This is a genomic window from Komagataeibacter nataicola, from assembly GCF_003207795.1.
GTDB classification, from domain to species: Bacteria; Pseudomonadota; Alphaproteobacteria; order Acetobacterales; family Acetobacteraceae; genus Komagataeibacter; species Komagataeibacter nataicola.
This window is the reverse complement of sequence record NZ_NIRT01000006.1, coordinates 71,116-84,780: the sequence shown is the minus strand read 5'-3', so window position 1 is coordinate 84,780 and position 13,665 is coordinate 71,116. Positions and strand designations below refer to the sequence as shown.

Genomic DNA, 13,665 nt, shown 5'->3' with positions numbered 1-13,665 from the left:
CTGAACGTGAAACGCTGTCTGACATAGCGCCAATGCCGTTACGCTCCAACACCCTGTGCGCCATCTTCCTCCACCGCTCGGATGGTGGCCTGCCCGCGCGTGATGTCGGTAATGCGCGTGCGCACCTCCGCCTCACGCGCCGCGGGCACGGTTATGTGCAGACCAACGCTATCGGCGCCGAATTCCTCGGCCACGATCTGGCAGTCCATGGCCTCAAGGCGCGCGCGCAGCAGCGCGTGCTCGGAAAAACCGCAGCCAAAGGTCAGCTCCGCCATCTCTACAATCGGTACGCGCGGCGCAGTGCGCAGGCATTCCGCCGCCGTGCCACCATAAGCGCGCACAAGCCCGCCCGCGCCCAGCTTGGTGCCGCCAAACCAGCGCGTAACCACAACCACGGTGCGGTCAAAGCCCTGCCCCTCGATCACCTGCAATATGGGGCGGCCCGCCGTGCCGCCCGGCTCGCCCGCGTCATCGCTGCGATAGGTCTGGCCAATCAGGTAGGCCCAGCAGTTATGCGTAGCGTCGGGATCGCTGACGGAGGCAATGAATTCCATGGCTTCGGCCGGGGTGGCGACAGGTGCTGCCTGAGCGAGGAAGATGCTTTTTTTCACCTCGCGCTCCAGCATGGCGGGCGCGCTGAGCATGAAGCGTTCGGCGCTCACGCCTCCTCCATCGCCCCCGTGAACAGACTGACCAGATCGCCCAGATGCCCGATTTCATGCAGACCCAGCCCGTCGGGTGCGGAAGGCTTGCGGTTGCCACGCGCAATCCGGCGCGGCAGGAACGCCTGCTCGAAGCCCAGCTTGTGCGCCTCCTTGAGCCGCGTATCGGGCTGCGACACCTGACGGACCTCGCCTGAAAGCCCGACCTCGCCAAAATAGACCGAACCCGCGCTGGTCGGCTGGCCGGTCGCGGCGGAAACGAGGGCTGCGGCCACCGCCATGTCGGCAGCAGGCTCGCCCACACGCAACCCGCCCGCAATGTTGAGATGCACATCCATGGCGTTGAGCTTGATGCCGCAACGCGCTTCAAGCACGGCAAGCAGCATGTTCAGCCGCCCCGTCTCCCACCCCACCACAGCACGGCGCGCGCCGCCATCACCCGCCTTGGGGGAAAGCAGCGCCTGCACCTCGAGCAGCACGGGGCGCGTGCCCTCCATGCCCGCGAACACGGCGGAGCCCGCAATGTGGCCACGCCGCTCGGCCAGGAACAGGGCGGAAGGATTGGGCACTTCCTCCAGCCCCTGGTCGGTCATGGCGAACACACCGATTTCGTCGGTCGCGCCAAAGCGGTTCTTGGCCGCGCGCAGGATGCGGAACTGGTGGCCGCGATCACCCTCGAAATACATCACCGCATCAACCATGTGCTCGAGCACGCGCGGGCCTGCCAGCGCGCCCTCCTTGGTCACATGCCCCACGAGGATCAGGCTGAAGCCGCGCTGCTTGGCAAGCCGGATGAGTTCAAACGCGCAGGCCCGCACCTGGCTGACCGTGCCGGGCGCGCTCTCCACCGTTTCCATCCACATGGTCTGGATCGAGTCGATCACGACCAGCGCCAGATCCTTTTCCGCCTCAAGCGTTGCCACGATATCGGCCACGTTGATGGCGGCGGCGAGTTCCAGCGTGGGCGCTTCCAGCCCCAGCCTGCGCGCGCGCATGCGGATCTGGTCCACCGCCTCCTCACCCGATATGTACATCACCTTGCGGCCCGCGCGCGCCAGCGCGCACGCCCCCTGCAGCAGGAGCGTGGACTTGCCAATGCCGGGGTCACCGCCCACCAGCACCACCGAGGCCGGCACCAGCCCGCCGCCAAGCACGCGGTCAAGCTCGCCGATATGCGTCTCGATACGCGGCGGCGGCGGCGTATCGCCCGCAAGGCCCACGAGGTTGATGCGCGCACCGGTGCGCCTGCGCGCGTTGGTGCCGCCGGTGGCGGTGGGTTCGACCGTTTCCTCGACAATGCTGTTCCACGCGCCGCAGGCATCGCACCGGCCTGACCATTTGGGAAAGACCGCCCCGCAGGACTGGCAGACAAAACGGTTAGCGGGCCGACGCGCCATGATGGCTCCTTGGGCAAGAACAGATCGTGTATATCATATATGGAACGACCGGCCGCGAAAGTCAGGGAAGCCCCTGCCCAAACGACAAAAAGTTTTTGGTGAAGCTTTTTTCAAAAAGCTTCAGAAGAACGCGGCCTTTTTGAAAAAAGGCGGCACTCAAAAACTTCTGCTTCTTTATCAATCAGGTACGCACGTCCACCTTGATCGGCCCCTCGCGGCGGCCATGAGTGAACTGGTCCACCACCGGGTTGCCGCTGTCGAACAGCGTATCGGGCGCGCCCTGCCAGATCAGCCTGCCTTCATACAGCATGCCCACCCTGTCACCGATGCGCTGGGCGGAGGCCATGTCGTGCGTAATGGCAATGGCGGTGGAGCCAAGCTTGCGCACGCAATCGGCAATCAGCCCGTCAATCACCGCCCCCATGATGGGATCGAGGCCGGTGGTAGGTTCATCAAAGAACAGGATCTCGGGGCGGGCGGCGATGGCGCGGGCCAGCCCCACGCGCTTTTGCATGCCGCCGGACAGTTCGGAGGGCGAAAGCGCGCCCACGGCCGGGTCCATGCCCACCTGCTCGAGCAGTTCACCCGCCCGCGCACGGGACTGGGCGCGGGTCAGGCGCGGGCCATGGCCCATGCGGGCCGCGGCGGTGAGGCCGAAGGTCACGTTTTCCCACACGCTCAGGCTGTCAAACAGCGCACCGTTCTGGAACAGCATGCCGATCCGGGCCATGTAGGGCTCGCGCTGCCGCGGCGTGAGCGTGGTCACGTCCACGCCATCAATCTCGATGGAGCCTGCATCGGGCGTGATCAGGCCGAGGATGCAGCGCAGCAGCACCGACTTGCCCGTGCCCGAGCCACCAATGACCACGAACGACGTGCCGCCCATGACATCAAGGTCCACCCCATCGAGCACCACCTTGGGGCCAAACGCCTTTTTCAGGCCGCGAATGCGGATCTTGGGGGTCGGTTCGGTCATTGCGAGAAGAACACATCCGTCAGCAGGTAATCGAAGGTCAGCAGCAGGATCGACGCCGCCACCACGGCCGCCGTGGTAGCAGCCCCCACGCCTTCGGCCCCGCCGCGGCTATGATAGCCGTGGTAGCAGCCCATGAGCGTGATGAGGAAGCCGAAGATGGCCGCCTTGACCAGCCCCACCGTCACATCCATCACCTTGAGCGAGGCAATGGTGGCCGCGATATAGGCCGAAGCCGAGAAGTCCAGCTTCATCACGCATACGGTAAACCCGCCCAGCACGCCCAGTATGTCGGCAACCAGTACCAGGAAGGGCAGCGCCAGCGTGCCCGCCACCAGCCGTGGCGTGACGAGATATTTCATGGGGTTGGTGGAGAGCGTGGTCAGCGCGTCGATCTGGTCGGTCACGCGCATGGTGCCGATCTCGGCCGACATGGCCGCCCCCACGCGGCCCGCCACCATCAGCCCCGCCAGCACCGGCCCAAGCTCGCGCGTGACCGCAAGGATCACGATGCCCGCAATGGCGTTCTGGGCATGGTACTGGGCAAAGCCGGTATAGGATTGCAGCGCGATCACCCCGCCCGAGAACAGGGCGGTCAGCGCCACCACGGGCAGCGAGAAATACCCGATCTCGACCAGCGAGCCCCACAGCGTGCGCCAGTAAAAAGGCGGGCGGACGACATGCGACAGCGCCACGGCCCCGAACAGCGCCACCTTTCCGGCCATGCGCACCATGTCCAGAACGGCCCTGCCCAGTCCGGCAACAAAATCGAGAATGCCGTTCACCATGCCTCCCGCGCATAAGGATAACAGCCCGACCCCACAGCAGGCAGGGCGGGCCTGTCCCTGCCGTAGCGCGGCAGGCCACCCACGTCAAAGCGAAAGCGCATGACCACGCCGGGCCGCATCAGGCCCGTTGGGCGACAGCCGCCCGGCGCGCGCTGACATGCCGCCAGATATTGCACGCCACCGTGCAGCACACGCCCCCCATCACCACCACCGCCAGCGGCGTGGGACTGCGGAAGGCGACATGACCGAGAATGAAGCCGCTGCCTGCGGCGAGCGAGAACTGGATGGTGCCCATCAGCGCCGAGGCACTGCCCGCCTGGTGGCCATGATGGGTAAAGGCCAGCACCGTGGCGTTCGGCCCGATAAAGCCGAGGCTGCCGGTAATGCAGCCCACCAGCACGCAGACCAGCAGCGGGTGCGCAGGCCCCGCCACACCTGCCAGCGACAGGGCAAGGCAGGCGGAAGCGGCGATGATGATGGCCCCGATGCCATAATCAAGCAGGCGGGACAGGTCGATATGGTGCACCAGCCGCCCGTTGACCTGCGCGCAGGCGATGAACACCCCGGCATTGAGCCCGAAGAACACGCCAAACTGCCCCGGCGTGAACCCCAGCAGGTGCTCGAACACCATGGGCGCCGAGGTAATGTAGGCGAACATGACAAAGGAGGAAAAACTGTTGATCAGCGCGCTCGACATGAACACCGGCTCGCGCACCAGCCCGGCGTAGCGGCTGATCATGCCGGTGGGCGAGAACGCGATCCGCCGCTCGGGCGGCATGGTGTCGGGCAGGCTCGCGATGACCGTGACCAGACCCAGCGCGCCATAGCCCACCGCAATCCAGAAAATCCAGCGCCAGTGCCCGAACGAGAGCACGAGGCTGCCCAGCGAGGGCGCAAGGATGGGCATGACGCCAAACACGAGCATGAGCTGCGACATGATGCGCGCGCCCACAGCCCCCGTGGCCACGTCACGCACGATGGCGCGCGGAATGACCGCGCACGCCGCCCCGCCAAGGGCCGCGATGAACCGGCACAGGCAGAACAGCCCGAAGCCCCCGGCCAGCGCGCACCCCGCCGAGCCGATGATGAAGAACACAAGCCCGCCAAGCAGCGGCGCCCTGCGGCCCAGCCGGTCGGAAATGGGGCCCATGCTGAACTGCCCCAGCGCCAGCCCCGCAAACCACGCGGCCAGCGTGACCTGGCTGCTGCCCGCATGGCCGCCCACGAGTTCACGATCCATGACCGGAAAGGCAGGCAGGTACATATCCGTGGCCAGCGGCCCGATGGCCGTGAGCAGCCCGAGCAGGGCAATCATCCAGAACGGCATGACGGGGGCGGGACGGCTACGGGCAGGCATGGGAATCCATGGTGGAAGAAACACAACGGCGCGCGAGGGCGCCGGTGCATATCCCCGTATTTCAGGCAGGTTGTCCATGCGGGATCGCTGCATGCAACACATGCGTTGAGTGATGAAAAAGTTTTTGATGAAGCTTTTTTCAAAAAGCTTCGATAACGCCGCCTCTCCTGAAAAAGACGACGCGCCGAACCTTTACTCCTCACTTCCCGCAGTGAAGCACGGGTTCACACGCCAAAACTGGCCACGAGGTCAATCAGCCCCACCTGACGGTGGCGCTCGAGGCGGGCCGCAACCAGCACGGCGCGGGCCTCGGCAATGGCCTGGTCGAGGTCGGAATTGATGATAACGTGATCGAATTCATTCCAGTGCGAGATCTCGTCGCGCGCGGCCTGCATGCGGCGCGCGATCTCGTCGGCCTCATCGGAGGCGCGGCCATTGAGGCGGCGCTCGAGTTCCTCGATCGAGGGGGGCAGCACGAACAGGCTGATCACGTCATCAGGCAGCGCTTCGCGGATCTGGCGGTGGCCCTGCCAGTCAATGTCGAACACCATGTCGCGCCCATCGGCAAGCGCCTGCTCGACCGGGGCGCGTGGCGTGCCGTAGCCACGGCCGAACACGGTGGCCCATTCCAGCATCTCGCCAGTCTCGGCCATACGGTTGAATTCATCCATGCTGCGAAAATGGTAATGCACGCCATCACTCTCGCCGGGGCGAGGCTGGCGCGTGGTAACCGAGACCGAGTGCAGCAGTTGCGGCTCGGAGGCGCGCAGGGCATTGGCAATGGTGGACTTGCCCGCACCCGACGGAGCGGAAATGACCAGGCAGACCCCCCTGCGCCTGACCGGCGCCACGGAAGTTGGGCGGGAGGGGGTGGCGGACTGGCTCATGCGGCTCTCCTTGGTCGGTGGTCCTGTGCGAATGCAGGCCGGGTAGGCAAACGGGGTAGCGCAGTTCTAACAGGGTGTATGTATTCTGCGAATATGAAACAGGATTCGATACTCATCACAGGTGCCTCGTCCGGAATCGGGCGCGGTCTCGCCCTCGCCCTCGCACGTCCTGGCCGCACGCTGCATCTTGGCGGGCGCAATGCCGGCAACCTCGAGGCCGTGGCCACCGCCTGCATTGCGCGCGGAGCGGATGCCCGCATGAAAGTGCAGGACGTGCGCGATACGGCCGGCATGGAGGAGTGGATTACAAACGCAGGCACGCTCGACCTCGTATTCGCGGGTGCCGGCATTACCGCCTCGACCCGGGGCGGGGCAGACGCGCCTTATGAGCCCGATGCCCAGATCCGCCGCATGTTCGACACCAATGTCGATGGCGTGCTGAACACGGTGCTGCCCGCGCTACAGGTCATGCGCGGCCAACCTCGCGGGGTTGACGGGGTGCGCGGGCGCATCTGCGCCATGGCCTCGGTGGCGGGGCTGGTCTCGTTTCCCGGCACGCCGTCATACTGTGCCTCCAAGGCGGCGGTAGACCGCTTCATGGTGGCGACGGGAGCGAACATGAAACGCGCGGGCATTGTCATGACCAGTGTCAGCTGCGGGTTCGTGGCCACCCCCATGACGGCGCAGAACAGCTTTCACATGCCAGGCCTGACCCAGACGAATGATGCCGTGCAGGCCATCCTGTCCGGCATTGCGCGCGGCAGGCGGCGCATCGCGTTCCCGTGGTGGCTGGCCGCGGGCTCGCGCTTCATGGACCTGCTGCCCATCTCGATTGCCGAGCATTACTACTTCCGCCAGCCCGCGGGACAGGCGGGCACCATGCCCGAAACCGGGCTGACACCGGACGCCGCCCCATCTTCATGACTGCCACTCCCCGAAACCGCAGAACGGCCACGGGCAATGGAAGCCTGCCGTGAACCTGTGCCGCATTTTCATCCTGCGCCCGGTGGCGACCACGCTCATGGCGCTGGCCATCCTGCTTTCGGGCGTGTTCGCCTACCGGCTGCTGCCGGTGGGCGACCTGCCCAGCATTGCGGTGCCGGTCATCTATGTCATGGCCACACAGCCTGGCGCTTCGCCGCAGCAGATGGCCAGTTCCGTCACCACCCCGCTCGAGCGCAGGCTGGGACAGGTGGCGGGGGTGAGTTCGATTGAATCGGATTCAAGCCAGGACAGCGCCTTCATCCTGCTCGTCTTCGATGAATCGACCAATATCGACGCCGCCGCCAATGACGTGGAGGCCGCCCTGCGCGCCGCCCGCGCCGACATGCCCGCCACCTTGCAGTCCCAGCCGCAGTACTGGAAAGCCAACCCCTCCGACAACCCGATCCTGATCCTGGCCCTCACCTCGGACACGCAGCCGATGTCGGAGCTGTACGATATTGCCAAGACACGCCTGCAGCCCCTGCTTTCGCAGGTGCAGGGGGTGGGGTGGGTCGAGATCGCGGGCAGTTCCGCGCCTGCCGTGCGGGTGGACATCAACCCGTGGCCCCTGTTCAAATACGGGCTGGGGTTCGAGGATATCCGCTCGGCGCTGGCCTCGGCCAATGCCAACACGCCCAAGGGCATCATCGAAAACGACACCACGCGCACCATGCTGGCCACCAACGACCAGGCCCGCACCGCAGCACAGTACCGCGACCTCGTGATCGGCTATCGCGACACCCGCCCCGTGCGGCTGAGCGATGTCGCCACCGTGCGCAACGGCGTGGAGAACGAACGCGAGATCGGCTACCTTAACGGGCATACTGCGGTCATGGCCATCATCCGCCCGCGCGCGGGCGCCAATGTCATCCGCGTGACCGATGACATCAAGGCCCGCATCCCGGCATTGCGCGCGGCCCTGCCGCGCGGGGTGACGCTGAGCCCGGTCATGGACCGCTCGATCACCATCCGCGCATCCCTGGCCGATACCAAATGGACGCTGCTGGCCTCGGTCGTGCTGGTGGTGGGCGTAGTGCTGGCCTTCCTGCGCACGATGCGCTCGACGCTGATCCCGGCCATTACCGTACCCATCTCGCTGGCGGGCACACTGGCGCTGATGGCGGTGTTCGGCTTCTCGCTCGATATCCTCTCGCTCATGGCGCTGACCATCGCTACGGGCTTCGTGGTGGATGACGCCATCGTGGTGCTGGAGAACATCGCCCGCCACATGGAGGCCGGGCTGGACCGGCGCGAGGCGGCGCTGAAGGGCTCGCGCGAGATCGGGTTCACGGTGCTGTCCATCACCATCTCGCTCGTCGCGGTATTCCTGCCGCTGCTTCTGCTGGCGGGCACGCCGGGCAAGGTGTTCTTCGAGTTTTCCATGACGCTGGCCATCACGGTCACGGTGTCGCTGCTGCTCGCCCTCAGCCTCACCCCCATGATGTGCAGCCTGTTCCTTGAAGTGGGCGAAATTGCCCCCCTGCCGCCTACGGCGCCGTGGTGGCGCAGGTGGCCGCGGCAGGCGGGCGATATGCTGGAGGTGGGCTACGGGCACCTGCTGCGCGCCTACGAGCGCACGCTTGACGTGGCGCTGCGCCACCATGTGCTCACCGCCCTGACCCTGCCAGCAAGCCTGGCTGTGATGATCGGCGTGATCGTGCTCATGCCCAAGGGCATCCTGCCCAAGGAGGACGTGGCCATGGTCATGAGCTTCTTCCGCGCTGACCAGACCACCTCGTTCCCCGCCATGAAGGAGAAGATCCGCGCCATCAGCAACGCGCTCTCGACCGACCCCGACACGGAGGAAGTCGTGGCCTTTTCAGGCGATACCAACATCGAGGGGCAGGCCTTCGCGCAGCTGCACGACCGCGCGGCGCGCCATGACACCATAGACGACATGATCGCGCGCGTGCACACGCGCCTCGCCGCCATACCGGGGCTGGACATATCGCTGTTCTCGGCAGGGGACATCAGCGGCGGCGGCGGGCGGCAGAAGGAGGGCGCCTACCGCTACCAGCTGACCAGCGACAGTGCCGATGACCTGTATAGATGGGCCCCGATCCTGACCGCGGCGCTGCGCACGAACCCGGTGCTGCGTGATGTCACCACCGATGTCATGAACAATGGCGCGGCGATCCATGCCGACATCATCCGCGACCTCGCCGCGCGTTACCTGATTACGCCACAACTGGTCAGCAACACGCTGTATGACGCCTTTGGCCAGCGCACGGCCTCGAACATCTCCACCTCGCTCACCACCTATCATGTAGTGATGGAGGTGGCGGATGCGTACCGCACCAGCCCCGAGATTCTCAATTCCATGCGCATTTCCACCTCCGGCGGGAGTGCTGGCGGGGGCACGGTGTCAAACACGGTGCGCGCGCGCGCCACCACCACCACGCAGGCCAGCCGCAGCACGCAGCTCAGCCAGCAGTCCTTTCGCAACCAGATCGCCAACCGGCTGGCAGGCGGGAGCGGGGCCTCGAACGGGTCGGCTGTCTCATCAAGCACCGAGACCATGATCCCGCTCTCCGATGTGGCGCGCCTCGTGCCGCGCGTCACTCCCATCACCGTCTCGCATCAGGACGGGTTCGTCTCGGCGGCCATTTCCTTCGACCTCGCACCCGGCATGGCGCTGAGCGATGCCTCGTCCGCCATTGCGGACACCATGATCCGCCTGCATGTGCCACCCTCGATCCATGGCGGCTTCAGCGGGCAGGCGGCGCAGTTCAGGTCCGCCATCATCAACGAGGTGCTGATCTTCATCGCAGCCCTTGTTACGATCTATGTGACCCTGGGCATATTGTATGAAAGCTACATCCACCCGCTGACCATCATGTCCACCCTGCCCTCGGCGGGGGTGGGGGCGGTGCTCGCATTATGGGCGCTGGGGCAGGAATTCTCGCTCATCACCATGATCGGGATGATCCTGCTGGTGGGCATCGTGAAGAAAAACGCCATCCTGATCGTGGATTTCGCGCTGCATGCCGAGCGCGACCGGGGCATGGACCCCGCACACGCCATACGCGAGGCGTGCATCCAGCGCTTCCGCCCCATCCTCATGACCTCGCTTGCGGCAGCCCTTGGGGCCGTGCCGCTGATTACCAATAGCGGCTACGGCATGGAAATGCGCCGCCCGCTGGGCATTACGGTGGTGGGCGGCCTGATGATGAGCCAGTTGCTTACGCTCTACACCACGCCGGTCATCTATCTTTACATGGAGCGCATCCGTGTGGGAACGCGGCGGCTGGGCCAGCGCGTGCGTGCGCGGATGGGGCGCTAAAAAAAAATTTCCCAAAGCGAAAAAAGGGGCTTGCGGGGTACGATCACCTCGGCTAGAAACCGCCTCACAGCGCACCCGTAGCTCAACTGGATAGAGCACCAGACTACGAATCTGGGGGTTAGAGGTTCGAGTCCTTTCGGGTGCGCCACTTTTCCTTGAAAATCTGGTTCAGGCTGAACGTGGCATCTCAGGCAGATGGCTGTTCGCGCCCCCTTTTTTCCGGCCATGGCCGGATGGGCTGTCGCATGCCTTTCCCCCAATGCAACTTCACCCGCCGCGCGCGGTTCTACGGCGTGGCGCGGGGCGGTCATGCCCGTGCCGTGGCATGAAGGATGAAGGCAATGGGCTACCGTTCAGTCATGATGGGCGCGGTTACCGGTTTTGGCCTGATGGGGGGCCTGCCTGTCGCCATGGCGCAGAATACCCCCGCACCCGGCCCGCAGGCGATCCTGGCGGCAACGCCCGGCGCGCGGCTGGCGGGTTACCTCAATTTCTGCATTGGCAACGGGCTTGCGCAACATGATGAAGCCACACCCCTGCTGGTCGCGCTGATTGAAAAAAACAACGCCGTGCCGCCCGATGAAAAAGGCAACATGGATTACGCCTATGGCACGGCGGGCGTGCTGCACCCCGGCACGCCCGAGCGGGCGCGGCTGACGGATCTCGACATACCCCAGCGCCGCGACCTGTGCACGCAGGCCGTGCGGAAAGCCGGTATGGGCGCGTAATGACCCGCCGGCCGTAACATCATGCAGCCCGCCCCCACCTGATGAAAAAGAGAGCGTGCCCGCCCCCCGCCGGGCTGCTACACTCGGGGCTGATCTTTCCGTTGTCTGATTCAGGAACCGAGAATGAGCGGGCCCAGCCTCCCCGAACATAGCCCCACGCCTGTGCAGCCTGCATCAGGCGGCGTCCTTTCATGGATTGACCGCAGGCTTCCCGTCATCAGCGGGTTTCGCAAGGAATATATCGATTTCCTCATGCCCGCGAACCTCAACGCGCTGTGGAATTTCGGAGCGATCCTGACCGCGGTGCTGGTGCTCATGCTGGCCACCGGCATTTTCCTGGCCATGAACTACACGCCCACGGCCAGCGGGGCGTTCGCGTCGGTCGAGATGATCGAGCGCCAGCTCCCCGGCGGGTGGATGCTGCGCGCGATGCACATGACAGGGGCCAGCCTGTTCATGGCAGCGCTTTATATCCACCTGTTCCGGGGGCTGTATTACGGCTCCTACAAGCAGCCGCGCGAAATTCTGTGGCTCAGCGGGCTGGGGCTTCTGCTCATGGTCATGGTCACGGCCTTTGCAGGCTATGTGCTGCCGTGGGGGCAGATGTCGTACTGGGGTGCTGATGTGGCGGGCAAGGCGGTGGGCGCCGTGCCGGGCATTGGCCCCACGCTTGAGCACATCATGGAAGGCAGCGACACGCTGGGGGATATCTTCATCCACCGCTTCTTCGTGCTGCACTTCCTCATGGCGTTCGCGATCGTGGCGGTAGTGGCATTACATGTGCTTGCACTGCATGTCAGCGGACCGAACAACCCTGGCGGCAGGCCGGTGCCCGCAAAGGAGAGCGTGCCCTTCCACCCCTATTACACCACCAAGGATCTGAGCGGGCTTGTGCTGTTCGCGCTGGTGTTCGTGGCCCTTGCCTTCCTGTGGCCCGACCTGCTGAGCGAACCGGAAAACTACCGCCCCGCCAACCCCATGCATACCCCAGCCGATATCGAGCCGGAATGGTATTTCCTGCCGTTTTACGGGCTGCTGCAATCCGTGCCCTCCAAATTCGGCGGGCTGCTGGCGGCGGCGGGCTCCATCCTCATCCTGTTCGTGGTGCCGTGGCTTGACCGCTCACCCATCCGCTCGGCGCGCGAACGCCCGGCCTGCCGCATGGGCATGGCGGGGCTGGTCATCGCCTTCGTGCTGATGGGGCTGGTCGGCCGCCACCATGCCGAAGGGGGCTGGATGATCGCGGGACGGATCGCGGCCCTTTACTACTTCGGCTATTTCCTTGTGCTGCTGCCGCTGTGCGCGCGGCGTGAAATGCGCCAGCCCGCCGACTGAGGCCTGCCCGCGCGGTCCTGCATCCGTGACTTGACGCAGCGACCGCGTGCCCACACTGTGCCGCCTGACCGGGGTGCCCATAACTGATGGGCTGAGATCACACCCGTTGAACCTGATCTGGGTCATGCCAGCGAAGGGAGACAGCACGGCCCCGCCACGGGCCATGATACCGCTCCCTGCCTGCCGCGTGCTCCACAGTTCATGCTGGCAAAGGGAGCTTTCCTACCATGCACATTTTCAGGCACGCGCTGGGCATGATGGCTATTGTGGCCTGTACGCTCATGGCCCGGCCCGCCCTGGCGGCGGGGCAGCCGGTCACGGTCGTGCTGGACTGGTTTCTCAATGCCGACCATGCCAGCCTTCTGGCCGCGCAGTACAGCGGGGCGTTTGCCCGCCACGGGCTGGATGTCAAACTCATCGCCCCCGCCGATCCCGGCTCGCCCCCGCGCCTGGTGGCGGCGGGGCAAGCCGATCTTGCCGTGTCCTATCAGGCGCAGCTTGGCATGCTGGCTGACCAGAACATTCCGCTGGTGCGCGTGGGCACGCTGATCGACACGCCGCTGAACGTGCTGATTACCAGCCCGGACATTCACGGCCTTGCGGAACTGAAGGGCAGGACCATCGGCATTTCCATGCCGGGCGTGGATGATGCCTCCCTCGACGCCATGCTGCATTCGGCAGGTCTTGGGGTGGGTGATGTCAGGCAGGTGAATGTCAACTTCCAGCTTGAGCAGGCCCTTATCAGCCATGCGGTGGATGGCGTGATCGGTGCGGTACGCACCTATGAACTGCTCGACCTGCAGCAGAAGGGGATCAAGGTTTCCGCCTTCTACCCCGAGGAACATGGAGTGCCGATCTCTGATGAACTGATCTTTCTCGCCGCCCGCGCCCATGGGCATGATGCGTGGGTCAAAGCCTTCATGGAGGCGCTGGCCGAGGGCACGAACACGCTGATCAACCACCCCGACGCCATTCTGGCCCAGGCCATTCATGACCATCCGGAACTTGACACCCCGCTCAATCGCGCCGCCTGGCAGGCCACGCTACCGCGCCTGTGCAAGCAGCCCGCCCTGCTGAACCGCCCGCGCTACGAGGCCTTTGCCGCCTTTTTGCACGCGCATGGCCTGATGACGCATGACATTGCGCTGGGGCAGTACGCGCTGGATCCGTTCAGTCCTGCCGCGCCCTGATAATAATAAAAGTTTTCGGGCGCCGCCTTTTTGAAAAAAGGCGGCGTTCTTCCAAGCCATTTGAAAAAAGCTTCACCAAAA

General features: G+C 65.1%; 11 protein-coding genes, 1 tRNA gene and 1 riboswitch. Of the genes, 6 read left to right on the top strand and 6 right to left on the bottom strand.

What is annotated here, in order from left to right; translation table 11 throughout:
- Window positions 1–38 precede the first annotated feature (38 nt).
- The 6 genes from CDI09_RS05190 to gmk all read right to left on the bottom strand — a co-directional run bounded on the left by CDI09_RS05190 (window position 39) and on the right by gmk (window position 6,064).
- Window positions 39–644, bottom strand: a complete 606-nt coding sequence (locus CDI09_RS05190) for an IMPACT family protein (protein ID WP_408884488.1) — start codon at window positions 642–644, stop codon at window positions 39–41.
- A 14-nt stretch (window positions 645–658) separates the two neighbouring features.
- Entirely contained in the window at window positions 659–2,059 is a 1,401-nt protein-coding gene (gene radA, locus CDI09_RS05185; protein WP_078525510.1) for a DNA repair protein RadA, read from the bottom strand.
- Between the two features lie 181 nt (window positions 2,060–2,240).
- The gene (locus tag CDI09_RS05180; RefSeq protein WP_078525512.1) at window positions 2,241–3,035 is read right to left on the bottom strand and encodes an ABC transporter ATP-binding protein; all 795 of its coding nucleotides are present in this window, start codon (window positions 3,033–3,035) and stop codon (window positions 2,241–2,243) included.
- A complete protein-coding gene (locus tag CDI09_RS05175) occupies window positions 3,032–3,817 on the bottom strand; it encodes an MlaE family ABC transporter permease (protein ID WP_078527865.1) in 786 nt (261 codons plus the stop codon). The genes CDI09_RS05180 and CDI09_RS05175 overlap by 4 nt, the downstream gene beginning before the upstream one ends.
- 121 nt (window positions 3,818–3,938) lie before the next feature.
- Window positions 3,939–5,177 carry a multidrug effflux MFS transporter gene (locus tag CDI09_RS05170; RefSeq protein ID WP_078527867.1) on the bottom strand — a complete coding sequence of 413 codons (1,239 nt, stop codon included), beginning with the start codon at window positions 5,175–5,177 and terminating at the stop codon, window positions 3,939–3,941.
- Between the two features lie 224 nt (window positions 5,178–5,401).
- On the bottom strand, window positions 5,402–6,064 hold the full coding sequence (gene gmk, locus CDI09_RS05165) for a guanylate kinase (RefSeq protein ID WP_078525514.1): 663 nt from the start codon (window positions 6,062–6,064) through the stop codon (window positions 5,402–5,404).
- Between the two features lie 93 nt (window positions 6,065–6,157).
- Here gmk and CDI09_RS05160 point away from each other — a divergent pair, with 93 nt between their 5' ends.
- The 6 genes from CDI09_RS05160 (at window position 6,158) to CDI09_RS05135 (ending at window position 13,584) form a co-directional block, all read left to right on the top strand.
- A complete protein-coding gene (locus tag CDI09_RS05160) occupies window positions 6,158–6,988 on the top strand; it encodes an SDR family NAD(P)-dependent oxidoreductase (RefSeq protein ID WP_167370192.1) in 831 nt (276 codons plus the stop codon).
- Window positions 6,989–7,037: 49 nt separating this feature from the next.
- Entirely contained in the window at window positions 7,038–10,331 is a 3,294-nt protein-coding gene (locus tag CDI09_RS05155; RefSeq protein WP_078525518.1) for an efflux RND transporter permease subunit, read from the top strand.
- A 71-nt stretch (window positions 10,332–10,402) separates the two neighbouring features.
- A tRNA-Arg gene (locus CDI09_RS05150) sits at window positions 10,403–10,479 on the top strand.
- A 193-nt stretch (window positions 10,480–10,672) separates the two neighbouring features.
- Window positions 10,673–11,059 carry a hypothetical protein gene (locus CDI09_RS05145; protein ID WP_078525520.1) on the top strand — a complete coding sequence of 129 codons (387 nt, stop codon included), beginning with the start codon at window positions 10,673–10,675 and terminating at the stop codon, window positions 11,057–11,059.
- A 123-nt stretch (window positions 11,060–11,182) separates the two neighbouring features.
- Window positions 11,183–12,394 (top strand): cytochrome b, encoded by a 1,212-nt coding sequence (locus tag CDI09_RS05140; protein WP_078525522.1) that lies wholly within the window; start codon window positions 11,183–11,185, stop codon window positions 12,392–12,394.
- Window positions 12,395–12,453: 59 nt separating this feature from the next.
- Window positions 12,454–12,550: riboswitch (TPP riboswitch) on the top strand.
- A 71-nt stretch (window positions 12,551–12,621) separates the two neighbouring features.
- Complete coding sequence (locus CDI09_RS05135; protein WP_078525524.1) at window positions 12,622–13,584, top strand: ABC transporter substrate-binding protein; 963 nt, start codon at window positions 12,622–12,624, stop codon at window positions 13,582–13,584.
- The last annotated feature ends 81 nt before the right edge of the window (window positions 13,585–13,665 follow it).